23 protein-coding genes are annotated in these 24,560 nt (G+C 47.3%); 7 read left to right on the top strand and 16 right to left on the bottom strand.

Features of this window, described 5'->3' with window-relative positions; translation table 11 throughout:
* The first annotated feature begins 10 nt into the window (after positions 1-10).
* The 4 genes from ACOCLE_RS15875 to ACOCLE_RS15890 all read left to right on the top strand — a co-directional run bounded on the left by ACOCLE_RS15875 (position 11) and on the right by ACOCLE_RS15890 (position 3,371).
* The gene (locus ACOCLE_RS15875; protein ID WP_419533298.1) at positions 11-589 is read left to right on the top strand and encodes a hypothetical protein; all 579 of its coding nucleotides are present in this window, start codon (positions 11-13) and stop codon (positions 587-589) included.
* Positions 586-1,635: a DNA polymerase III subunit delta gene (holA, locus tag ACOCLE_RS15880; RefSeq protein ID WP_419533299.1), complete on the top strand. Its 1,050-nt coding sequence runs from the start codon at positions 586-588 to the stop codon at positions 1,633-1,635. The genes ACOCLE_RS15875 and holA overlap by 4 nt, the downstream gene beginning before the upstream one ends.
* A gap of 210 nt (positions 1,636-1,845) precedes the next feature.
* Positions 1,846-2,667 (top strand): hypothetical protein, encoded by an 822-nt coding sequence (locus ACOCLE_RS15885; protein ID WP_419533300.1) that lies wholly within the window; start codon positions 1,846-1,848, stop codon positions 2,665-2,667.
* 182 nt (positions 2,668-2,849) lie between these two features.
* Positions 2,850-3,371 carry a LysE family translocator gene (locus ACOCLE_RS15890; RefSeq protein WP_419533301.1) on the top strand — a complete coding sequence of 174 codons (522 nt, stop codon included), beginning with the start codon at positions 2,850-2,852 and terminating at the stop codon, positions 3,369-3,371.
* Positions 3,372-3,418: 47 nt separating this feature from the next.
* Here the strand turns inward: ACOCLE_RS15890 and ilvD are convergent, their stop codons facing one another.
* From ilvD to ACOCLE_RS15925, 7 genes are all read right to left on the bottom strand, one after another.
* A complete protein-coding gene (gene ilvD / locus ACOCLE_RS15895; protein WP_419533302.1) occupies positions 3,419-5,260 on the bottom strand; it encodes a dihydroxy-acid dehydratase in 1,842 nt (613 codons plus the stop codon).
* A gap of 270 nt (positions 5,261-5,530) precedes the next feature.
* Positions 5,531-6,241, bottom strand: coding sequence for a DUF3581 family protein (locus tag ACOCLE_RS15900; RefSeq protein WP_419533303.1), 711 nt, complete (start codon positions 6,239-6,241; stop codon positions 5,531-5,533).
* Positions 6,242-6,748: 507 nt separating this feature from the next.
* On the bottom strand, positions 6,749-7,759 hold the full coding sequence (lipA, locus tag ACOCLE_RS15905; protein WP_419537216.1) for a lipoyl synthase: 1,011 nt from the start codon (positions 7,757-7,759) through the stop codon (positions 6,749-6,751).
* A gap of 126 nt (positions 7,760-7,885) precedes the next feature.
* Positions 7,886-8,599: a lipoyl(octanoyl) transferase LipB gene (gene lipB / locus ACOCLE_RS15910; RefSeq protein WP_419533304.1), complete on the bottom strand. Its 714-nt coding sequence runs from the start codon at positions 8,597-8,599 to the stop codon at positions 7,886-7,888.
* A 14-nt stretch (positions 8,600-8,613) separates the two neighbouring features.
* Positions 8,614-8,886, bottom strand: coding sequence for a YbeD family protein (locus ACOCLE_RS15915; protein WP_419533305.1), 273 nt, complete (start codon positions 8,884-8,886; stop codon positions 8,614-8,616).
* Positions 8,887-8,997: 111 nt separating this feature from the next.
* Positions 8,998-10,143, bottom strand: coding sequence for a D-alanyl-D-alanine carboxypeptidase family protein (locus ACOCLE_RS15920; RefSeq protein ID WP_419533306.1), 1,146 nt, complete (start codon positions 10,141-10,143; stop codon positions 8,998-9,000).
* Positions 10,144-10,345: 202 nt separating this feature from the next.
* Positions 10,346-10,798 (bottom strand): GNAT family N-acetyltransferase, encoded by a 453-nt coding sequence (locus ACOCLE_RS15925; protein WP_419533307.1) that lies wholly within the window; start codon positions 10,796-10,798, stop codon positions 10,346-10,348.
* Between the two features lie 302 nt (positions 10,799-11,100).
* Between ACOCLE_RS15925 and ACOCLE_RS15930 the strand changes: the two genes are divergently transcribed.
* Positions 11,101-11,508, top strand: a complete 408-nt coding sequence (locus ACOCLE_RS15930) for a hypothetical protein (protein ID WP_419533308.1) — start codon at positions 11,101-11,103, stop codon at positions 11,506-11,508.
* 55 nt (positions 11,509-11,563) lie between these two features.
* Here the strand turns inward: ACOCLE_RS15930 and ACOCLE_RS15935 are convergent, their stop codons facing one another.
* The 8 genes from ACOCLE_RS15935 to ACOCLE_RS15970 all read right to left on the bottom strand — a co-directional run bounded on the left by ACOCLE_RS15935 (position 11,564) and on the right by ACOCLE_RS15970 (position 20,974).
* A complete protein-coding gene (locus ACOCLE_RS15935; RefSeq protein WP_419533309.1) occupies positions 11,564-12,409 on the bottom strand; it encodes a septal ring lytic transglycosylase RlpA family protein in 846 nt (281 codons plus the stop codon).
* Positions 12,410-12,534: 125 nt separating this feature from the next.
* The gene (gene mltB / locus ACOCLE_RS15940; RefSeq protein WP_419533310.1) at positions 12,535-13,605 is read right to left on the bottom strand and encodes a lytic murein transglycosylase B; all 1,071 of its coding nucleotides are present in this window, start codon (positions 13,603-13,605) and stop codon (positions 12,535-12,537) included.
* Between the two features lie 133 nt (positions 13,606-13,738).
* Positions 13,739-14,884, bottom strand: coding sequence for a rod shape-determining protein RodA (rodA, locus tag ACOCLE_RS15945; protein ID WP_419533311.1), 1,146 nt, complete (start codon positions 14,882-14,884; stop codon positions 13,739-13,741).
* The gene (gene mrdA, locus ACOCLE_RS15950; RefSeq protein ID WP_419533312.1) at positions 14,884-16,749 is read right to left on the bottom strand and encodes a penicillin-binding protein 2; all 1,866 of its coding nucleotides are present in this window, start codon (positions 16,747-16,749) and stop codon (positions 14,884-14,886) included. Before mrdA ends, rodA begins: the two co-directional genes overlap by 1 nt.
* A 204-nt stretch (positions 16,750-16,953) precedes the next feature.
* Entirely contained in the window at positions 16,954-17,421 is a 468-nt protein-coding gene (gene rlmH / locus ACOCLE_RS15955; RefSeq protein WP_419533313.1) for a 23S rRNA (pseudouridine(1915)-N(3))-methyltransferase RlmH, read from the bottom strand.
* Positions 17,421-17,768: a ribosome silencing factor gene (gene rsfS, locus ACOCLE_RS15960; protein ID WP_419533314.1), complete on the bottom strand. Its 348-nt coding sequence runs from the start codon at positions 17,766-17,768 to the stop codon at positions 17,421-17,423. The genes rlmH and rsfS overlap by 1 nt, the downstream gene beginning before the upstream one ends.
* Positions 17,769-18,068: 300 nt before the next feature.
* A complete protein-coding gene (locus ACOCLE_RS15965; protein WP_419537217.1) occupies positions 18,069-19,307 on the bottom strand; it encodes a glutamate-5-semialdehyde dehydrogenase in 1,239 nt (412 codons plus the stop codon).
* 101 nt (positions 19,308-19,408) lie between these two features.
* Positions 19,409-20,974 carry a response regulator gene (locus ACOCLE_RS15970; RefSeq protein WP_419533315.1) on the bottom strand — a complete coding sequence of 522 codons (1,566 nt, stop codon included), beginning with the start codon at positions 20,972-20,974 and terminating at the stop codon, positions 19,409-19,411.
* Positions 20,975-21,644: 670 nt separating this feature from the next.
* Between ACOCLE_RS15970 and ACOCLE_RS15975 the strand changes: the two genes are divergently transcribed.
* Complete coding sequence (locus ACOCLE_RS15975; RefSeq protein WP_419537218.1) at positions 21,645-22,523, top strand: SDR family oxidoreductase; 879 nt, start codon at positions 21,645-21,647, stop codon at positions 22,521-22,523.
* Between the two features lie 84 nt (positions 22,524-22,607).
* Here the strand turns inward: ACOCLE_RS15975 and ACOCLE_RS15980 are convergent, their stop codons facing one another.
* The gene (locus ACOCLE_RS15980; protein ID WP_419533316.1) at positions 22,608-23,603 is read right to left on the bottom strand and encodes a hypothetical protein; all 996 of its coding nucleotides are present in this window, start codon (positions 23,601-23,603) and stop codon (positions 22,608-22,610) included.
* Between the two features lie 212 nt (positions 23,604-23,815).
* On the opposite strand from ACOCLE_RS15980, the gene ACOCLE_RS15985 reads away from it, so the two are divergent.
* Positions 23,816-24,553 carry an FAD-binding oxidoreductase gene (locus ACOCLE_RS15985; RefSeq protein WP_419533317.1) on the top strand — a complete coding sequence of 246 codons (738 nt, stop codon included), beginning with the start codon at positions 23,816-23,818 and terminating at the stop codon, positions 24,551-24,553.
* The last annotated feature ends 7 nt before the right edge of the window (positions 24,554-24,560 follow it).

Consider the following 24,560-nt stretch of genomic DNA (forward strand, 5'->3'; position numbering starts at 1 on the left):
CGGAGAGATCATGACCTACACCTTTCGTTCAGTGAGCATGCTGGCTCTGCTGCTGTTAACCAGCCTGTTAACTGCCTGTGGCTTCCACCTGAGAGGAGAAATGAGCACTGGCGGTGAGATCAAACAGTTGTCAATCGCTGGCAATGACCCTGTCTATATTCGCCACCTCTCCAGAGCCATTGAACGCAGTGGAATCAACATCAATGACCAGGCTCCCTGGCGAATTAACGTCGTCAAGGTCGAGCGTGATGTTGATCAGCAGACCGTTGCCAGCGCAGGCTATTTTGAGCAGAGAATTGCCATGAACGTGGCCTACCAGTTACAGACCTCCTCAGGCCTTCCTCTGTCCTCTCCAGTTCAGTTAACACGTGAGCGCTACATTACCCAGAATCAGGACGCCCCAAATGCGGCCGAATCAGAACAATCAATTATCCTTTCTGAGCTACAACAGGAGCTGATCGCAACAACCCTGCGCCGGATTCACAACCTTTCTGAGGCGGAGCTTTCAGAAGCAGCTAAAAAGGCCAGAGATGCAGCGAAAGCCCAACAGCTGGAAAACAGTGAATCGGACCGGACCACCCAACCTTGAAGCTTCGTATTGACCAACTGAAAGCACAGCTCAATAAACAGCTGGCTCCTGTCTACATTGTCAGTGGTGATGAGCCGCTTCAGGTTGCTCAGTGCTGTGATCAGATCCGAAAACATGCCAGAGACACCGGTTTTTCTGAGCGCCATGTTTATCATGTTGAAAGCGGGTTTGACTGGGGGGATTTTCTCAGCACGGCAAACAGCCTGTCCCTGTTTGCCCAGAAGCAGATACTTGAGCTTCGGATACCCAATGGCAAGCCTGGGGATGCAGGCAGTAAAGCGCTTCTGGAATACATCAGCCACCCCTCACCAGACAACCTGCTGCTGATGATAACGGATCGGCTGGATAACACCCTGCAGAAATCAAAATGGTTCAAGGCCCTGGAACATGCTGGTGTATTTATTCCCATCTGGCCCATTGAGTCTGGACAGTTACCGAACTGGCTCAATCAACAGCTTAAAATGGATGGCTACAAAGCAACGCCGGATGCCCTGAACCTGATTGCCGAGCGGGTGGAAGGTAATCTTCTGGCAGCATCCCAGGAACTGGAAAAACTCAAGCTTCTGACAAAAGACAAAACCATTGATGAAGCGAGCGTGCGAGAAGCAGTGTCGGACAATGCTCGATATGATGTGTTCCAATTACTGGACACTGCTCTCGAAGGCAATATCAAACAGTGTGTACGCATCCTTGGCATTCTGAAAGGTGAAGGCATCGAGCCTCCAATCGTTCTATGGGCTCTGGCCAGGGAGATCCGCCTGCTCAGCCACCTCAGTCGCCAGATATCCCGTGGTCTTTCCACTGATCTCGCCATTGACCAGTCGGCAAAAGCTCTGGGTTTTGCTCCATTCATGCTGAAACGCAGAAAATCACTTCTGGAAAAGGCCATTCGTCGAAGCAGTGAACGAAACCTGCGTCAAATGCTGCTTACCTCGGGAAAGATTGATCGCTGCATCAAAGGGTTAGATAAAGGAAACGCCTGGGATGAACTGCTTACCCTGACCCTGAATCTGGCCGGCCTCCCTCCTATACAGGTTATTGCCTGAATCCAACCAATTGGCCTTTCAAAGCGTGGGAAGCCCCATTCAATAAAGGCCACTTTTACCCCGCCGATATATTTCCAACAAGCCTTCCTGCAACTTCTAGGATCAACAAACCAGAAGCACTGGGAGGAGCATTCATTTGACTAAAAATGGGGATGGCTCATGGGCTTCCGGGTACTGTCACTAGTTTCTACCCTTCTACTTGCTGGTTGTATGGCCGGTTATAACGAGCCATACAAAAACCAATGGTCAAAGGCTAAAAATCTTGCCAATGCAGCGGGAATGGAAGAGAAGCTCTATGATCAGGAGCTACCGGATACCGCTTATGATAAAGATGGCAAACTGCTGGATTACAAATTAGGTGGCATATTCCATCCAGCATATGGCAGCTCGAGTGGTATTGCAGGCATTAATATTAACCCCTATGGTCCCTTTGAGAGGTTCTACTGGGGATGGACTATTCCGGGTGTGAGCCATCACAGTGAACACAGAGTATTCGCATGGATGCCTCATCACATGGCACCGGATAGTGCAAGTGCCAAGCATATAATGGAAACCATGTTAAGCAGGGCTTCCCTCGCTATTCTTCATGAAATGGATTACAACTATCAAGCTGTAAAAAAGCCTTTCATTCATGAAGGTAGAAAATTCAAACAATGGTACCTTGGTCATTCTGACGGCAATTGTTCACTGCAAAAAATGAACTGCGTATTAAGCCTCTACGTGACTGAACCCAAAGGTCCCTACCGCGCTCCTCGCTTTGCCTTTCATAATATTGCCGGAGAAGCATCCTGGTTTTTCCCAGCTAAAGACGACTCTGCTTTCCCCCGCTTGATTCTCGCAGAAGGAGAAGGAACCAAAAGTATCAGTGCCAGCATGTTCTACCAAAAACTCAGTGCACGTCTGCCAGGATGGGCATATTTTTATATCGCTCCGAACGAAGCAGGTACGGGTGAAAATAATCGCACCATTCCCTACCCCTATGTTTTGGAAAAAGGCAAACCTCTGCTATTTATCCGCCCTGTAAGCCAATAGAATAAAAAGCGAATGAGCCCCCCGTTTGCAACGTGAAGTAAAACGTTATACTTAACATCCCTTACAACAACACATAAAGTAGTAGTGCAATGACAGCGTCTTCATGGTTATCCCTCTTAGCCATTTGCGTGCTTGGCGCCATATCACCAGGTCCAAGTCTGGCCGCCGTAATGAAAAGTACCGTGCAGGGTTCCAGAGCCCACGGACTGGTCACATCCATTTCCCATGCCCTGGGCATTGGTATTTATGCTTTTCTGGTGGCAGCAGGTATCGGCGTTGTGATCACTGAAACGCCCTGGCTCTACAAGTTCATTACCTATGCTGGATCTGCCTATCTGGCCTGGATGGGATATAGGGCAATCACTTCCTCATCCTCATTAATTAAAGACAGCCATCAGTTACAACAGCAGCTAAGTCTGAAACAGGCAGCAATTGATGGCTTTCTGGTCTCATTCCTGAATCCCAAGATTGCCGTATTCTTCCTGGCGCTGTTCAGCCAGTTTGTAACACCTGAGTCGACGGTAATGACTCAGATTTTAATGGCATCCATTGCAACCCTCTGCGATGGTGTCTGGTATTGCATGATTGCATCAGTAGCAGGTCATGGAAAAGTGCTGCCAGCTCTACGAAAAAGAGCCACGCTGATCAACCGGCTGTGTGGCATCCTGTTGATTCTGGTGGCTCTTCGTATCTTGTGTATGTAATAGTCAGCTGGCTTCTATTGGAGTCAGCTATTTTTTCCTTAACAGGCTCAGTCGAAAAGGCTCAAGTCCCGAACGGCCCCTTTATCCGCACTGGTTACCATGCGCGCATACGCTTTAAGAGCGGTAGATACCTTTCGTGGACGAGGTTTAACCGGCTTCCAGGCATCTTTTCCTTTTGCTTCCATAGCGGCACGTCGCACTGCCAACTCTTCATCAGATAACCTGACATCAATACTGCGATTAGGGATATCAATCCGGATAATATCTCCACTCTCTACCAGGCCAATGGCGCCACCAGAAGCAGCCTCTGGAGAAGCATGTCCGATGGATAGACCTGAAGTGCCGCCCGAGAAACGTCCATCCGTCAGCAGAGCGCAGGCCTTACCCAATCCTTTTGACTTCAGATAGCTGGTTGGATAGAGCATTTCCTGCATACCAGGACCACCTTTTGGCCCTTCGTAGCGAATAATAACCACTTCACCTGGTTTGACCCGGTCTTCTAGAATATCGCTGACCGCGCCTTCCTGACTTTCACAGACATGCGCAGGGCCTTCGAAGACCAGGTTATCATCATCAACTCCCGAGGTTTTGACGACACAACCATCGACTGCAATGTTGCCATAAAGGACAGCAAGGCCACCTTCAGTACTGAAAGCATGCTCAAGAGAACGAATGCAGCCATCAGCCCGGTCATCATCCAGTGTTTCCCAGCGATAATCCTGACTGAATGCTTCTGTAGTACGAATACCGGCAGGACCTGCCTTAAAGAACGTTTTTACGGACTCATCACTGGTCTGGATAATATCCCAATGGGACAGTGCTTCACTGACTGTGGTGCTGTGTACCATGGGAATATCATTGTGCAATAACCCGGCACGATCCAGCTCACCAAGGATCCCCATCACACCACCTGCCCGGTGGACATCTTCCATATGGTATTTCTGGGTATTTGGGGCTACCTTGCATAGCTGGGGAATCCGACGGGACAGCTCGTCAATATTGCGCATATCGAAGGGTATGCCACCTTCCTGAGCAGCAGCCAGCAGGTGAAGGATGGTATTGGTCGACCCCCCCATGGCGATGTCCAGACTCATGGCATTTTCAAACGCCTTGAAACTGGCGATCGATCTTGGCAAAACACTATCGTCATCGTTTTCATAATAACGCCGGGTGACATCAACAATACGGCGAGCTGCTTCCAGGAAAAGCTGTTCACGGTCAGCGTGAGTAGCCAGCATGGAGCCATTACCCGGCAGGGAGAGACCAAGCGCTTCTGTCAGACAGTTCATGGAGTTGGCGGTGAACATCCCCGAGCAGGAACCACAGGTTGGACAGGCTGAACGTTCATACTCTGCAACGGTTTCATCATCCGCATCTGAAGCCGCAATAACCATGGCATCCACAAGATCAAGGCCGTGCTGAGCCAGCTTGGTTTTACCCGCTTCCATTGGGCCACCGGAAACGAAAACTACCGGGATGTTCAGGCGCATGGCCGCCATCAACATTCCCGGGGTGATTTTGTCACAGTTGGAAATACACACCAGTGCATCAGCAGTATGGGCATTGACCATATACTCAACAGAGTCAGCAATGATATCCCGGCTGGGTAACGAATAGAGCATGCCATCATGCCCCATTGCGATACCATCATCCACGGCAATGGTGTTGAACTCTTTCGCAACACCACCATGTTTCTCAATTTCACGGCAAACCAGCTGCCCCATGTCTTTCAAATGAACATGGCCAGGCACGAACTGGGTAAATGAGTTAGCCACAGCAATAATGGGCTTGTTGAAATCCCCATCGTTCATTCCAGTTGCCCGCCATAGTGCACGGGCTCCGGCCATATTACGGCCATGGGTTGATGTTCTGGAGCGATAGGCTGGCATGAAACAGTCCCTCTACTGACGTTCGATCGCAAATGGTTTTGTTCTGGTTTCTGTCTGTAAACGGTGACTTATTATGCGAGTCACCACACTCCATTGCTGACGGGGTTTTCATCGCCATCCATTGGCGGCCGGTTAGAATATCAAAATTCAGCCGGTTTGTCTGACTCTATGGATCAACAACTGGAATAGAAGCCACTCTTCAACGTCTTTACAGGAAAAAAGACATAATCATTGAAAAGCAGCCATTAAAAAGATAGTCAAAAAAGACGTTTAGCTGGCAAATTGATGCTGCCGGGCGATGTGTTTTTCAATCATGATATCAATGGCCTCCTGGTCGTAGGGCCTCAAGCCGGAGAGAATCATGGTTTTCTCCCCCATACCTACCACATCTCCATTTTCACGGTAGATAAAGTTCAGCGTAACCTTACCCCGCTTACCGTTCACCTCCAAAGTGGCTCCTGCGGCTTCCAGATGGGGATTTACCAGGTCAACACGTTCCATTTTCAATGTCATACTGTCGTAGATGACCAGCGGTTTGATCGTATTGATCATTACACCATGAGACTTCATCAGGGGCACAAAGACATTGGGAAAGTTCTCACCAGAAAAAGCGACATAGCTGCGCACCAGCCGTTCAATCATCGATGTATCATGGCTGCAGGCTCCGTGGCGCTCAATATCCAGATACATCTTGCCGGAAAGGTCATAAATGCTCTTATGCCCTTTATCGTTGGTACAGATTTCAAGCTCAACACCATCGGTGACCATACCGTTGAAAGTGACACGCATATCACTGTAAAGCCCTTCACTCAGCAGGATCTTGGCAAACAACAGATCACCCGGAACGCAGAACCGGGAGTTATCCACATCGTGGAGTGGATTAAAATCATTGGCAATGCGCTTCGCAAACTGGCTGGCCTGTTCACGGGTAAACGAAAAACGGTTATCTGCCAGAGAGGTACAGTATTGATCAATAAACATAGTGTTAAGGCTGGATTCCTGCCGCAGTCATCCCCTCAGCCAGACGGCATTGAGTGCTTCTGGCTAACGGATGTTCAGTCATTAGTGACAAATGCCCATGGTAAAACAGCAAACATTCTACCCTGCTCTCGCCACTTATAGCGGATCGCTATAGTTATCTACCCAGTAAACGCTAGTGGGCGAGAAAAACGGCAGACCAGAGTACACCCTGTGGGAGCCGTAATTTCAAGGTAGATATCATAAGTTAGCCGACAACCGTAAACCTACCAGTAAATCGTAGTTTTTTGTTTACCGATTGTTATATAAATTCAGCACGATTATTAGCCACTATTCTTAGAATTGGCCCTTTTTGAAAGGGATGGGATAGTTAGCGATAACACTAGCTGGAGCTATTAAGCGGATATTTATGCTTTTTTATACGCCGAGTGAACGGTTAACGCCCAGTATGAACAGAATTTGCTGAGTGTATGGCAAAGAGCATAGCAGCCATATACTACAGAAAGCCTTTTAAAGACCCACGTTATTTTTCTGCAACACCTGCTCCGCACGATAGCTGGATCGTACCAGAGCACCGGAAACCACCTCCAGAAAACCTTTTTCAAGTCCCCACTGCCGGTATTTTTCAAACTCTTCCGGTGTCACATAACGCTCAATGGGGAGATGATTGACGGTTGGCTGCAGGTACTGGCCAAACGTTACAATATCCACATTAATGGCTCTTAAATCATCCAGGGCTTCCAGAATCTCATCATCGGTTTCACCAAGGCCCAGCATCAGGCTGGTTTTCGTCAGTACATCAGGACGATATTTCTTGGCATGCTCCAGCACAGCCAGTGTTTGTTCATAACTGGCCCTGGGATCTCGCACCGGGTGAGTCAGTCGGCGAACGGTTTCTACATTCTGAGCAAAGACCGCTATAGGGCTGTCAACAACCGTTTCAACATGGGACATGACACCGAGAAAATCAGGAGTCAGAACCTCTACATCAGTATCCGGGTTTTCTTCCTTAACCTTGCGAACCACAGCGGCATAATGCCCAGCACCACCGTCCGGCAGATCATCCCGGTTCACCGAAGTCAGCACCAGATACTTCAGATTCATCAGCTTAACTGAGTTAGCGGTATGCTCCGGTTCATCATGATCCAGCCACCCCTTGGGGTTACCGGTATTCACGGCACAGAACCGGCAGGCTCTGGTGCAGGTATCGCCCATCAACATGATGGTCGCAGTACCAGAGCTCCAGCATTCGTTGATATTCGGGCACATGGCCTCTTCACAGACTGTACTGAGCTTATGCTCATGAACAGTGCTTTTGACTTCTTTGTACTTCGTACCGTGACTTGCTTTTATTCTGAGCCAGGATGGTTTTCGCTGAATCGGGGCATGCTGTCCCCCGGCGCTTGCTTTAATGCCATTTTTAATCGCGGTGATACCTTTGTCATTTACAAACTTGGTACCACTTTCTATCTTGATGCTACCGTCGATCTGCACGGTAGGAATAATCTGTTCCGGCTTCATCCGCTGGCTTTCTCCGGCGGGGCCGCTATCTAATAGCTCACGGCTGTCTAACGGCTCATGACCGTTGTTTTCAGAATGAGTAGACATGCCCCCCCCTGTTATCTTTGTGTACTGCTAACTGAGTCGTTACGCTACCGACCCATTATGCCCGCTATCTGCAGGCAACTCATCACTGGCCGTTCTCTCATCAATATTGATGTAGTTTAGTGCTTCCTGAAAGCATACCAGCAAACGTCGACTCACTTCCTCTATATCGACATTTCCCAGAAGTGATGCCATATCCACCACATGGAGCCCCGGGTAGCCACAGGGATTAATGCGATTAAAGGGTTCCAGATCCATATCTACATTCAGGCTAAGCCCATGATAGGAGCACATTTTACGGAACCGAAGGCCTAGAGACGCAATTTTTGCACCATTGACATAAACACCAGGCGCATCCGATTTGTTCTGTGCCTCGATCCCATAACTGGCAAGCATCTCAATGACAGCCGCTTCTAATGCAGAAACCACGGCCCTTGGACCACTCTTCTTTCGCCGCACATCCATCAGGAAATAAAAGACCAGCTGTCCCGGGCCATGATAAGTAACCTGACCACCACGATCTACCTGAATAACGGGAATATCTCCAGGAAAAAGAACATGTTCCGGCTTACCGGCCTGTCCCTGAGTGAAAACCGGGAGGTGCTCTACCACCCAGAATTCATCCTGTGTCTGATCATCCCTGTTGGCTGTAAAGTCTTTCATCGCCAGCCAGACAGGCTCATAGTTTCTCCGCCCAAGATAACGAACGATGAGATCACTTCCAATACTGTCAGACTGTTTAGTGCTTTCAACCATCAAAGCCCTGTCCATTACAAAACCATCTGAATACGGCCACTGGCTTTCAAATCTTCAAAGAGTGCCTGCAACTGAGGTTCACCCGTTGCATGAATAACGACCGTAGCTGACATGTACTTACCATTTCGGCTAGTTTTCATCTTTGCATGACCATCGAAATCCGGTGCGTGTTTTGCCACCACTCTCAGAACAAAATCTTTATAATCGGGAGCTGAGTGCCCTACGATACGGATAGGGTAATCACATGGAAATTCAATTTTTGGGGCTTGTGGCTCTTTCATAACCATCTACCTACATCATTGTCGGGCTGTAAATAGTAAAAAGCGCTGCACCCTTTCTGGGAATACAGCGCTTTTCACGCTTATCTCTACGCTTCGCCTTCTGCAAAAGCAGAAAGGTTATGCAAACAGCCCGGTAAAGAACAAGACAATACTATCCCAGATACGCTTGAAGAAGCCTCCTGGCTCAACAGCCTGCTGGGCAACCAGTGGCACTTCACGTACCAGTTCATCCTCCAGCATCACTTTTACTGAACCAATGGTTTGACCTTTCTCTATAGGCGCTTCAAGCTTTGGATCGATAGCCAGAGAAGCGGTCAGGTTCTTACCCGTACCTCTTGGCACAGTGACGATAAGGTCCTCAGTAATACCTGCGGTAATTTCACTGATATTCCCCTTCCAGACTTTAACGCTTTGCAGAGGCTCGCCACCTTTTTTCACATCTACATTTTCGAAGAAGCGGAACCCATAGGTAAGCAGCTTCTGAGCATCATCGGCACGCTGTTTCTCACTTCTGGAGCCTAACAGCACAGCGATCAGCCGGCGATCATCACGCTCGGAAGTTACTGCCAGATGATATCCAGTATCTTCGATGTGACCAGTTTTCAAACCATCCACATAGGGGTTGGTCCAAAGCAGGCGGTTGCGATTGGCCTGACGACGCAGAGGCTTACCACTCTTCTTATCCACACCGTACTGGTAATATTTTTCAGCGTACCAGCCATAGTATTCCGGATAATCCTGAACGATATGCTTGCCAAGAATGGCCAAGTCACGAGCGGTGGAGTAATGATCATCTACAGGCCAGCCAGATGCATTCTGGAAAAGGGTATTTTTCATACCAAGACGCTGAGCTGTACTGGTCATCAACTGGGCAAAAGCGCCTTCGCTTCCAGCAATATGCTCTGCGATGGCAACACTGGCATCATTACCGGAAACAATAATGATACCTTTCAGCAGCTCTTCTACCGGTACTCTCTCCCCAACTTCGATAAACATGGTGGAACCACCCAGGCTCCATGCCTTTTCACTGACTAACACTTTGTCATCGCGACTAATGTTGCCTGCAGCCATTTCCATTTCAGCCAGATAAGCCGTCATCATCTTAGTCAGGCTGGCAGGATGCATTGTTTCATCTGGGTTCTGTGAGGCCAGGACTTCACCACTGGCCGCGTCCATCAGAATGTAGCTCTTTAGCGACACTTCCGGTGGCGAAGGGATCTGTCCATAAGCACTGGCCTGGCCTGCGATAACAAGACCAGCCATGGTCAATGCTCCCAGCCAGCGGCGGGGAGATAAAATTCTTTTGCTCATGCAGGTAAATGCTCTGAGTATATGGATTTCCATCATTATAATGTTCAAGTCTTAAGAGGTTAACTGCGACTTACAACGACTGATAACATTTTATCAGGCATGTTAGCACAGCAGATCTTCCATCAAGCCAGAAGCGAGTATGTATTGAGCAAGACTATATGCTCATGAAAAAAATTTTTTCCCCTTGATAAATATCGTCTTTAAAGGTATTCCACCCCAACTTCTCATAAAAACTGACCTGGTCTGGAGTATACAGGAATAGCGGACTCAAGTTCTGCTGCTCTGCATATCCCATTGCCACCTTTACCAGCTGCTGACCATATCCACACCCTCTCTTCGAAGGCTCAACATAGACGTTAGCTAACCACGGCGAAAGTTCCGGGCAGGTTGGTAGATCTGTTGCAAGAATGCTTACCGTTCCCCATGCCACACCATTTTCCATTAACACCCAGGTTTGAGGAATCCTGCAGGAAACTAAAGAAGCTTCCATATCTGCCTTAAAGTCCTCTAGACCACTACCCGGATATAAGCCCCCCCATTCAGAAAAGTGCCAGGAAGCAATTTTATCAACGCATGAAGGCAGATCTTTGAGGTTAACGATTTTCATAGAGTTTAATAGCAAAGAAATCTATGCCGGCATTGTACCGAAAAACCTGACTTTGCAGAGAGACAAACCATGATGTTTTTTCTACATCCCTGAAATCCCAAGGGCTTTCACTCAGAAGAAATTAACTTGGCAACGCGTGAAATCCCACTCTACTTTTAGCTTATCAATACACGACTATCTTCTACAAACCACCCCACTACAAGATTGAGCCAGAGATGTCCATTCGAACGTATTAGTTATTAATAATTATTTATTCCAAAGCATTTCGGCTGATGTTCTGACAAAAATCAGGAGTGAAAAAAATGTTAAATGAAGATCTCTATGAGTGTCTGATTGAGCTTGGCATTAACGAGCCCAAGGCAAGGGCTGCAGCACAGGAAAATGCCAAACTGACAGAGATAGGAGAAGATATTGTTACCATTCGTCAGACTGTCTTTGAGCTAACTCGTCAAAGCAGTGGCATGAATGAGCGGCTCATCAATGTCGAAGAGCTTATGAAGGCGCTTATACAACGCATTAACAGCATGGAACAGTGGCAAAGCCAAACCGACGAACACATGACAGACCTTGAAGGAAGGTTAACAGGTGTTGAAGGCAAAATTGCCAATGTTGCTGGTAAATTGACGGTGGTTGAAGATCGCCTCACCCGGGTAGAAGACGAGCTGGCAGAGATTAAAGGCATGCTTAAAGTTCTGGTAGACAGGCAATAGGATAGAGGTAAACACTCCATCCTATGCTTCTCATACCATGGCAGACAGCGACAAGTTAAGGCGCTTTTACAACCTGCTCAGCTTCTTTTGCTGATATAGGCTTTTCATAAATAAGAAAAGGCTCTTCAAATTCAGCATCATTCAAGCTTTCCAAGAGTGACTCCAGATGATCAGGGCTCTCAACAGGCCCAACCCTTACCCGGTAAAGCGGTTCTGATTCTTCCCCTTTTACTACTATTGCCTGAATACCAACTTTGGAAAAAACATCTCTGCGGAGCAATTGCGCGTTGTGATAACTTTTCAGTGCTGCCAGTTGTAAATAAAGCAGTTCACCATCCAGCTCATGGGCTGGTGAACGGGAAAAGGTTTCAGGGTCAATTCCTTCTATGGTCACATTAGCCAGCCCTGAGTCAGCGAACCCCAATTTCTTCGCCGCTACATAAGAGAGGTCAATCAGCCGGTCACCATGAAAAGGCCCACGATCATTTACACGAACAACAACAGACTGCCCATTTTCAACATTGGTCACCTTGACATAAGAAGGTAAAGGCAATGTTTTATGGGCTGCTGTCATTTTGAACATATCGTATATTTCGCCATTAGCTGTTTGCTTGCCATGGAACTTTGTACCATACCAGGAAGCAAGGCCGTTCTCTGAATACCCATTTGCCGAAATCATTGGCTGATAGTCAATCCCCCCCAAGGTATAGGGTGTATTTTTAAGGGGAACCTGTATTGGTGATGGGATTGCATCAGGAATACCACTCACATCCACAGGCTCAGAGGGCGGTCCATCTTGAACGGATTGGCTGCTACAACCAGCCAGAGCCATCAGCATTAAAGCTGCGCTGAAAGGCTTTGATAGCGACCAGATACCCTTGCTACCAGCAAAATTATTCATGTACGCAAGGCTCTTAAAAAGACCAGGTAGTTCCAATTGATTAAACATAACCATTAATATTCATACGCTTAAGGCCTTCACTCCAGAAGGCCAGCCGAAATCCACCAATCCACAACGAGCAACAATCACCCCTGCTTTTTCCTGGCAGATTGATTTTTTAATACCAGCGAGTCGTTATAGTTTTCCTTAACTTCTCTTGCTAACTGATAAACCGCAAGGGCATACATCTGGCTACGATTATAGCGGGTAATTACATAAAAATTATGAAGCCCAACCCAGTACTCAGCGCCAGCACTCCCTTCGTGCCTCATCGCCAGAACTTTTGAAGAACGAGGCAGCATTTTAGGTACTGACCACCCTGCCTTTTGAACAAGACTCAGCTTTTTATCCGGTTTTAAGCCTGAAGAAACTACCTGATCATGTTTAATCCCCGAAACTCTTGCCTGCAAGGCAATACCACTGCCGTACTTCCAGCCATGTTTTTGCAGATAATTAGCAACACTGGCTATGGCATCTTCATCACTTCGCCAGATATTTGCCTGTTGATCACCCGTATAATCAACCGCGTAGGCACGATAACTAGACGGCATAAATTGAGGAATGCCCATAGCGCCCGCATAGGATCCAGTCAGCTCATCCACGTCCAGATTCTGTTCTCGGGCCAGTATCAGGAAATTTTTCAGCTCTTTGCGGAAGAATGCACCTCTTCGAGGAAAGTCAAACCCAAGAGTGGTTAGCGCATCCAGAACTTTAAAGCCACCAGTCTGACGACCGTAGTAGGTTTCAACACCAATAATTGCCACAATAATATTGGCAGGAACCCCCAATTCTTTCTCAATCCGGGCAAGCGTTTCTGCATTTTCTTCCCAGAAGTTTACCCCTTTAGCTATTCTTTCTGGCGTGATAAATATCTTGCGGTAGTCTTTCCATTCCAGAGTACCTTCTGCAGGACGACTGATAAGCTCCAAAGCCCGTTCAGAGCGCTCCGCCTTAGCCAGAATATCTTCAAGTTCTTTCCGGGAAAAACTATTCTCAGCTACCAGTTCATCGATGAAAGCATCAACATCCTGCCTGCCCAGATAATCACTGTCATGACTCTCCTGAGCTAGTGCATAGGAAGCAGGCGTGACCAAGACGGAAGCCATCAGCAGGCTTCCACTTACAACTTGACGGAATACTCCAGGAAAATTTTTCATGTATCCGTACCTTTTCAAAAATAACAAGCTCAGGGTGCTCCCACAGCCTAATAAAGCTGCCACAATACTTAACCAACCCTACATCTACATTAATCGACAGTGGTTTTGAATTCTATGGTAGAAAGGTAAAGATCTATCTGGAAACTCCCAGAAAAGAGCGGTGCGTATGTATCGACATCAGCAGGCCAAAACCAGCAAGCAATGTCAGCAAAGAGGTTCCCCCCCGACTGACCATGGGCAGAGGAACTCCAACCACTGGCAAAAGCCCACTAACCATTCCAATATTTACGAAGATATACACGAAGAATGTCAGGGTAATACTACCCGCCAATAAGCGACCAAACAGCGTATGAGCATTCAAGGTGATGAATACTCCTCTGCCCAGAATCAATGTATACAGAGCAAGCAGAATGAGGCACCCCATCAAGCCAAACTCTTCTGCGAGAACGGCAATGATAAAATCGGTATGGCTCTCTGGTAAAAAATCGAGGTGAGACTGCGTCCCCTGTAACCACCCCTTGCCATAAAGTCCACCGGAACCAATTGCGATGGTAGACTGAATAATATTCCAACCTGCTCCCCAGGGGTCACTTTCCGGATTGAGAAATGTCAGCACCCGACGCTTCTGATAGTCGTACATAAAGAACTGCCAGAGCACATAGATAGCAGGCACAGCAAGGCAAATCGCAGAAAATATAATCCGCTTTCGTAACCCTGCAAGCAGCAAAACAAACATACCGGAAGAGCCAATCAGAATTGATGTCCCCAGATCTGGCTGCTTAGCAATAAGCACCACAGGAACAGCAATAATTATTAGCGACAAAATGACATCTTTAAAAGAAGGCGGTAGAGGGCGTCGGGCCAGAAAAGCGGCCATGGTAATCGGCATAATCAGCTTAATTACTTCCGATGGCTGAAACCGAAAACCCGGAAGCTGAATCCAGCGCTGAGCACCTTTGGAGTGAACCCCCATAAAAAGCACAGCCAGCAATAGCAGAACACCTCCCACATAAAACCATTTAGCCCATTGCATCAGCATTCTTGGAGGGATTTGCGCAACGATCAACATCCCGGCCAGACTGATGCCCAGGTAGGTAGACTGCCGAATAACAACAGACATATCCCTGCCGGTCGCACTGTAAAGAATAAAGAGCCCCGCACCACAGAGTAAAAGTAGAAAACCAAGCAGCACAAAGTCAATATGCCACCGCATGGAAAGTCCCGGGCTACGACCAAACCCATGGAGGTCAATCTGGCGAACAAAATCCTGGTTAGCCATTATTTCTCTCCTTTCGCCTGATCACTGTTGGCACTTAATCGTGGCAGCAGGTAAGAGTCCATCACCTTTCTGGCCACATTAGAAGCGCCATTACTGTTCTCAAGAATAACAGCAACAGCAATCTGAGGGTCATCCACTGGGGCAAACGCTACAAATAAGCTGTGATCCCGCTCAAACTCTTTTAACTTCTCAGCATCATACTCCTCACCTTGAGCAATGCTAACCACTTGCGCTGTTCCGGTTTTACCAGCCATACGATACTTGAGTCCCCGCCCAATTCGCCAGTTAGCGGTTCCCCTTGGAGAATGAATAACATCCTCCATTGCCTTGATAATCAACTCCCAGTTTTTGGCATCTGCTTCGGGAGTCCGGCCAATTTTAATATCATCCCCCCAGAACTCACCCTGTATATCAGGAATATTTTCTTTCACCAATCTGGGCTGAACATATTTACCACGATTTGCAATAAGCGCTGTCGATTCTGCCAGCTGCAATGGCGTTGCCAGCATATAGCCCTGCCCGATGATCGCAATCACTGTTTCCCCCGGATACCAGGGCTGCCCATATGCCCCTCTCTTCCACTCTCTGGAAGGCAAAAGCCCCGGACGCTCTTCTCTTATATCAATACCGGTTCTGTGGCCAAACCCAAATTGATCAGCAAAATCATGAAGGTTATCAATACCCAGCTTCCCAGCCTGAATGTAGAAATAGGTATCATTCGACACCGTTATCGCACGCGGTAAGTCGACCCATCCATGCCCAGAGCGCTTCCAGTTTCGAAAGCGGTGGTCACTGCCAGGCAGTTGAAACCAGCCTTTATCGAAAATTTTATCTTCTGGTTTCACCACATCATTAGCCAGTAGGGCAAGCCCCATTACCGGCTTTACTGTAGAAGCGGGGGGGTACTCTCCTAATGATGCGCGATTGTAGAGTGGCCGCTCAATATCAGTATTCAAAGCATTGTACGTTTTACTATCAATACCGGTGACAAAAAGATTAGGGTCAAATGACGGATTGCTCGCCATTGCCAGCACTCCACCAGTCTTTGGATCCATCGCAACCAAAGCCCCTCTTCGGCCATTGATTGCTTCAATCGCCACTTTCTGCAGATCACTATCCAGATAAAGATTTAGATCCTGACCGGCTTCCGGACTGACTTTTTTCAATACTCTCAATACTCGACCACGAGCATTGGTTTCTACTTCCTGGTGACCAGGTTTCCCCAATAGTACAGACTCATAAGAGCGTTCTACACCAATCTTTCCAGTGGTATGAGTTCCAGAGTAAAGAGCAGGATCCAGACGTTTCAAGTCCTGATCATTAATCCGGCCTACATAACCGATGCTGTGTGCAAAGTTCTTTCCTTCGGGGTACTGCCGAATCAGTTCAGCATTGATATCTACCCCTGGCAAACGGAAAAGGTTCACCGAAATCTGGGCTATCTCTTCTGAAGTAAGATCAAACTTAAGAGGAACGGCTTCATAAGGTCGACGTCGCTTAATTCGTTGATGAAAACGCTGCAGTTCTCCCTCAGTCAGAGGTAAAATATTGTCAATATCATCCAGCAAACCATCAAGATCTCTTGTCTGCTCTCGAACAATCGACAGTATATGACTGGGCTTGTTAACGGCAAGAAGCTTACCATTCGTGTCGTAAATCAAACCACGGGTAGGGGGGATTGGTTGAACCAGTACACGATTCTCATCCGATTGCGTGGACAGCTCATTGTAGCGAACAACCTGAAGATAGAAGAGGCGGGAAATCAGTCCCACACCAAGGAGTGCCATAAAGCCAATGGCAACCCAAATCCGGATATTTACCAGTCTTTTTTCTGCCCCATGGTCCTTTAAGGTATCCTGCGGCATGTTATATCTCAGTCATCAGTCGTATGGTCAAAAGGCAGTTCTCTACGCATCAATTGATACATTAGCCTGTTAATATACAAGGATTAAACGTAAAAAATGCAGTGTTTCCCAAGAGAAAAACCACTGCATTTCATATAAAAACACTCGTTCGACCTTCACTTTTACTTGAGCGAAAGTACTTCGTCAATCACGGTTACATCAGTTTTACTTGTGGTAAGGATGATTGTGAAGAATGCTCCAGGCTCTGTAGACCTGCTCAGCCACAACAACTCTGACAAGTGGGTGAGGAAGTGTTAGTGGAGAGAGTGACCAGCGGAGATCCGCCTTTGCCAGGCATGAAGAGTGAAGGCCTTCCGGCCCACCGACCAGCAAGCTGACATTCCGGCCACTGTGAAGCCACTCACTCATATTATCCGCCAGTTTCTCAGTACTCCAAGCCTTTCCCATGATTTCCATGGTGACAATCAGATCGCCAGAACCCACAGCAGCGAGCATCTGACCGGCCTCTTTCTCCTGAAGGCGGTTAATGTCAGAGCCTTTACTGCGCTTACCAAGAGCAATCTCAACAAGCTCCAGTTTCACGTCTGCACCAAGCCGGCGGCTGTATTCTTTATAGCCTTCTTCAACCCAACCTGGCATTTTTGAGCCAACAGATATCAGCCGAATTCGCATCAGGATGGCTCAGCAGCAGCCAGATCAGCGTTATCCCAAAGCCTTTCCAGATCATAGAACTGGCGAGTAGCAGGAAGCATCAGGTGTACAACAACATCGCCAAGGTCTACCAGAACCCATTCAGACTTGTCCTGACCTTCAACGCCCAATGGGCGAACACCACTCTTTTTACACTGCTCAATGACATTATCTGCCAGAGACTTCACATGGCGATTGGATGTACCACAGGCAATCACCATGTAATCAGTAACACTGGTCTGTCCAGCAACGTTCAAACAGGTGATCTCATTACCTTTTACTTCTTCGATAGCTTCTACAACAAGCTGTTTAAGTTCATCAGAATGCATAGACTGCAAAATTAACCTCGTATTGACGACCCAGCAAAATACGGCTTACCCACCGTAGATCAATCAGGCCATTTAAACCGGGCAGGCTCTCAGCATTAATCATAGATGTCAATGCCCGATACGTGCCAGAGGTGGAAATCCACTAGCGGGATGGTAACAGACCTACTTTTACTCCGGTTTTTACCTTTCAACCAAGATGGCTGTCTGGGAGCAGCGACATTTCACCTGCTCCTTTTACATCAAGCAACCTGTTTATATTACTGTGCACCTCAGATTATTTTCGGTTATAGCAAAATAATATTATTGACGGACATGACCATCGCCTAAAACCACGTATTTCTGTGAAGTCAGCCCTTCAAGGCCAACCGGGCCCCGTGCATGGATTTTGTCGGTAGAGATTCCAATCTCAGCGCCTAACCCATACTCGAAACCATCTGCAAAGCGGGTTGATGCATTCACCATAACAGAACTGGAATCCACTTCTCGAATGAAACGGCGAGAACGAGAAAAGTCTTCAGTCACGATGGCATCGGTATGATGGGAGCCATAGCGATTAATATGGGCAATCGCCTCATCCATATCCAGAACCACTTTAATGGCCAGGACAGGACCAAGATACTCTTCTGACCAGTCGTCTTCTGTTGCCGCTACTGCATTGGGTAAAATCTCACAAGTTACCGGGCAGCCTCTCAGCTCAACCCCTTTCTGAGAGTAAAGCCCTGATAGTTCACGAAGCAGAGGCTGAGCTACATCCTGATGCACCAGCAGTGTTTCCATTGCATTGCACACACCGTAACGATGAGTTTTCGCATTCATGGCAATTCGTACTGACTTAGCATGATCAGCCCGGTCATCCAAATAGACATGACAGACACCATCCAGATGTTTGATCACCGGTACACGGGCGTCAGCACTGACCCGTTCAATTAAGCTTTTACCACCCCGAGGCACAATTACATCCACATACTCAGGCATAGTAATCAGCACACCAACAGCAGCACGATCTACAGTCCCAACCACCTGAACAGCATCTTCTGGTAAACCGGCCTGAGCCAGTCCCTGCTGAATACACTGCGCAATCGCTTGATTTGAGTGAATAGATTCACTGCCTCCGCGGAGAATAACGGCATTGCCAGACTTCAGGCAAAGACTTGCAGCCTCGACAGTGACGTTTGGGCGCGACTCGTAGATAATGCCAATAACCCCAAGAGGAACCCGCATTTTTCCTACCTGAATACCACTAGGCACATATTTCATGTCGTCAATAGTGCCAATGGGGTCTGGCAGGGCTGCCACCTGCCGTAGTCCCTCAATCATGGTATCGATTCGAGCATCGGTAAGCTCCAGACGATCCAGCATCGCTGCATCAAGCCCCCGATCACGGCCCGCATCCAAATCCCTGGTATTCACAAACTTCAACTGAGAACGATCCGCTTCAAGTGCGTCTGCTATTGCCAGTAGAGCCCTGTTTTTAATCGCAGTATCAGCAATAGCCATTTCCTTACTGGCCTGCCGGGCTCTTTTACCCAGTCCATGCATGTACTCCGTCACTTGATCAGCCAACGTCTTTTCTCCCGGCAACTTTCATCACCACTATCGTTTATTCTCTGCTATGTAAGGCATTTAAAGCAGACATATTATCAGTCTGCAATCGGCATGGTAAATTCAAATATCGTCCCGCCATCAGGGTGGCGCTGGAATGTCAGCCGGCCACCATGCGACTGAATAATGGAGTGGCATACTGTCAGCCCAATGCCCATACCATCAGCCTTGGTCGTATAAAAAGGGGTGAACAACTTTTCTTCTGCATCGTCTGCCAAGCCATGACCACGATCAATCACTGACACTTTAACAAAATTATCATCCTGACGTTCTGTACGAACATACACTCCAATACTGCGGGTATCCATATCCCGCATTGCCTCCATACCATTGCGAATCAGGTTCAGAGCCACCTGTTGAATCTGTACCGGATCAACCTTGACATTAGGAAGCCCTGCTTCCTGCTCCAGGTGTATTTCCATATGGTTGTTCCGAGCATCCACCTCAGCCAGTTTGTAGGTATCCTGAATCAATCGATTCGGATCCACACTGCCCAGAACATGATCTGGTTTCTTCACGAAAGAGCGGATACGGGCAATGATTTCACCTGCCCGTCTGGCCTGAGTATTTATCTTCTCCATAGCCTCTGAAAGACCAAGGTCATCTTCTAACTCCAACCTGGCCAACATTCTTCTGGCCACCTGAGCATAATTTGAAATGGCAGTCAGGGGCTGATTTACTTCATGAGCAAAGCCCGCTGCCATCTCCCCCATTGTGCTCAAGCGAGAAACATGAGTCAGCTGCTCTTTCTGGCTTTCCAATTCATCCAGCGCCTTTTGCAACGCTTCCTGCTGTCTTTTCTTCTCGGAAATATCACGAAAAACAACCACTGCACCACTGGGAGAGCTATTTTCCATGATAGGAGTGCAGGAGTAATCAACCGGAAAAGGTGTGCCATCACTGTGCAGGAAAGTGGCATTCTCAACGGTTTTGCTGACACCCTTGTTCAACGAAACCTCAATAGGTGCCAGTGGCCCGGACACATTAGATAATTCATTTCCTTCCCTCTGCATCAACTGAATCAAATTCTGGTCGGTAAGTTGTTCGATGGACCAACCAGTCATTGCGGACGCAGCAGGATTGGCGAAAGTGATTAATCCCAGACGATCAAGGCCAAATATTCCCTCATTCATACTTTCCAGAATACGGGCTTTATCGGCTTCAAGCTGCCGATTTCTCGCTGAAAGGGCCTGCTCAAGCTTATGAATTTTCAATTGAGTCTGAACACGGGCTATCACCTCTTCGGCCTGAAAAGGTTTGGAAATAAAGTCTACAGCTCCGGTTTCAAGCCCCCTGACCTTATCCTTGGTATCATCCAGAGCCGACAGAAAAATCACCGTGATATTACGGGTCTCAGGGTTTTCCTTTAGACGGTGACAAACCTCATAACCATCCATACCTGGCATCATAATATCCAGCAACACCAAGGCAGGCTTTGCTTTGGCGGCAATTCTCAGTGCACTCTCACCATTCTTGGCAATGAGAAGCTTATAGCCACGGCCACTGAGGGTTTGCAGCAATACCTGCAAATTTGTCGGATTGTCGTCCACAAGAAGAATACGCTCTTCTTCATGTTGCTCTACAGGAGCTTCAGCCAGATACATCGTCAGCAGACCCTGATTTCAGAAGGTTCATTCAAGTGCCTTGGGTGAAAGCGCCATGCTGGAACCATTTTGGCCCCATATTTCATGCCCCGTTAACCTATACAACGCCCCCAGGAAAACAGCACGCTTGCACTTACCGTTCATGGCAATTATCAAAAAAACTTACTCAGCTTCTGTTGGCATAAGTTTGGTGGTTCAGCTCAAACCAGAGCGCTTGTGCCTAGACACAAGAACGCAGGAATACCCACGTTTTTCAAGTCATTGCAGACGGCACAGGTGCTCTGATTTGAACCCAGAGAGCGGCTCGTATCGCTGTCTTCCAGCTGCTCTGAGCTGGCTTGATGTAGGATCACACTACACCTGCACCAGCCCGTCTTGTGGAAGCTAGCTATCAGTGCCACTGAGCCTGAAAACTTATGTCAACAGAGCCTATGACTGCAGAAGATAAAAATACAGCCAATGTAAAAATAGACGGAAATAAGTGGCTTATCTTACTATAACTTCGGCTTTTATCAGAGACCTTACTGCCATCGGTTATTATGGCTAATGCCTTAGATGCTGAGATTTTTTTCCTGAGTAGCCTTATTCATGTTTCAATAGAACCATTTCGTGTATTGATCTATTGGCTTGAGTTTGCCATTGATCATTAACTCTTAGCGGCCGAATGCTTATGAAAATACTATTGGTTGGTGGCACCGGGCTTATTGGTCAGGAAGTACAACAACTGCTCCAAGAGAAACAGGTAAACTGCATTGCTCCTGACAGGAATGAGTTAAACCTTGAGCACCCTGAGACCATCGATGCAAGTCTCAAAAAGCACCAGCCAGATCTCGTCATTAACTGCGCCGGTTATAACGATCCGGTTAAGGCAGAAAATGAACCATCAAAGTGCTTTCGAATCAATCGAGATGCCATGGCAACGCTGGCAGATTGCTGCAATCGGCAAAACGCCCCTCTGGTTTATATTTCAACCTACCGGGTTTTTGATGGCACCAAAAAAGAGGCCTATACCGAAAAAGACATACCCAACCCTTCTGGGGTTCTTGCCACTAGCCGCTGGCAGGCTGAGCAGCAAATCAGTGAGCGCTGCCCAAAGCATATTATTCTTCGTCTTTCCTGGGTCATCAGTTACAAGCGCACCAACCTCTTGAAATACCTTCTCGATCAAATTAGCAAAGAACAGGAAGTTGCTGTCGTTTCCGATCAACAGGGTTGCCCAACACCCAGTGAAGATGCGGCCAGGGTCATCGTTGCAATTATTCAACAGCTCGGCTGTGGGGCAGAACCCTGGGGTACCTATCATTATGCTGGAGCAGAGCCAATCTCAGAAAATCGCTTTGCGGAGACAGTGATTTCTGAAGCATCGCAATATCAAGCTCTGAAAATTCGCAAACTGCGAATGGATAAGTTGAACGAGCGGGATGGTATTCAAGCGCCAACAAATGCAACCCTGACTTGTAGAAAAATATTAAGCACCTTTGGGGTACATAATCGCCCTTGGCGTAGCTCTCTTGCCCGAATGATTAAAAGATATTACGAGTGTCTGTAACCCCAGGGAATACAGGCAGATATAAGGAGTTTATGATCAAGCATAAGAAGGTAAGGAACTTAATTGATGAAATTCATTGTTCAATTAAGTTTCACCTTCCAGAAATACCCAGCTGCTGAATGAATCCAAACTGGAATTTGAGCTTAAGCTTGAAAAATCCGAACTGGGAAACTCCATGCTAGAAAGAGAGCAAGGACCAGAAGAGTGATGAAATGTTTCCAGGAATAGTGCCAGAGCTTGCTGCCTAATGGAAATATCCTTACCACTTGAGATAGTCAACAATAAAGCTTTCAAGAGTTCTATCTGATACGGATTCAGAACAGATACCTTATAATTTTGATACTGTTCAACCTCGTTGCTGGCTTCTTCCGACAAAGATTTCATCAACTCATCGAATGACTTTGGTGCCAGAGGTTTATCAGCTAAATACTGCTGACAATTCTCAAAAATTGATTTGTTAGGATCTAAAAAGTCCAAGTCGGATGGAGGAAAATCGGGGTTATCAATACCGTCAATAGCTAGCAATCCAGTCGAAGAATCTTCTACCGGTATAGCAGAAGAGCTTGACTGGGCAGAGGGTTCTTCTTCAATTGGAGGCATCTCTTGAGTATCAGCTGAACTGCTTTTTGTATAAGAAAAGGGGTTAAGATATCCAATGGCATTTTTGAAAATCTTACCCACCGGAGCCTCAAGAGCCTGGTTACTAATAAGTGCTGCAGCACCGGTACAACCCAGTGTTGCTACATTGACGATTGTAGGCCCCATCGAATAGAGCATACGATAAGCAGCAACTGTCTGGAGACCAGGAATTGCACTGGTAATGGTGTAACTAGCAAAGGTTTTACATAACCATGGCGCAACATTATAACCTACTGCTGCACCCAGAGTCTTACCGCCCTCCATTGCAACCAGTGTTACCGCTTTGCCTGCGCAATAACCAATAGCCCCAGCAACTTTCTCAGAGGTTATTACTGACGATGCCTGCTGACTAGCCACTTTGTCAGCTTCACTTGAAGCATTTGAAGCTGCCTGTTGATTTGGGACTGATTGAGTTGGTCCAGCTGTAATTGCTAGCGTCATGAGAGGCTCCGTTCAAACCCAGCTTGCGATAAGTAATCCTGTCTACTCGTCTGACACGTTAATTCCACAAAAGTTCGCCCATGTAATGTTTTTTTTTGCTGAAAACCATAATTAATGAATATAAAAGCTCTTGAAAGCCTGAAATCAATTCCGAAAACAGCTAATTTAAAAACAGGAGTCTACTTATTGAGGTCTCTTTTAGGAGGGGAAGTATGCAATTAGTTCCATTTGCTGCCGTATTAAAAAGAAAATTAAAGCTCAGCAATAATACTCTTCAGCTGAGCTTTCAGCCCGAACAGCTATCCAATGGGGCTTTTTCATTCACGGCAGGTCAATTCATACAGTTCATTTTTGAAATAGATGGCACAACCTATAAACGCAGTTACAGCATTGCTAACTCACCAGAAAATTTTAAGTTAACGGGCCTTTTAGATGTGGCAATCAGCTTCGTCAGGAACGGTGTTGCATCTTCGTTTTTCCAACATGCCGAGCCAGGAGTCAAAATCAATATTTCCGGGCCTTTTGGAGCCCTCACTCTGCCAGAAACCCTGCCAGGCCAGTTAATTCTGGCAGGAACCGGCACGGGCATTGCGCCATATCGCAGCATGATTCCGCAACTGAAAGCGCTGACAGCTAAGGGGACGCCTATCACTGTTTTAATGGGGTTCAGATATCGAGAGGAAGGCATTTACTGTGCCGATTTTGCTCAACTGTTGAACATAAAGTACCGCAACTGTTTAAGCCGCGAGCCCAGCTTAAATACTGCTGAAAATGAGTATGCTGGCCATGTGCAAGACCAGTTTGATGCCCTCAACCTGAACCCTGAAGAAGATGTGGTGTACCTCTGTGGAAACCCCGGCATGATTGATGATTGCGTGACACTTCTCAGAGATCGAGGACTGTCCCCCCGACAAATCAAACGGGAAAAATATGTTTACTCCGGGCACTGACTCCGCT

Origin of the sequence: Endozoicomonas sp., from assembly GCF_965196975.1 — a bacterium.
In the GTDB taxonomy this organism is placed as follows: domain Bacteria; phylum Pseudomonadota; class Gammaproteobacteria; order Pseudomonadales; family Endozoicomonadaceae; genus Endozoicomonas.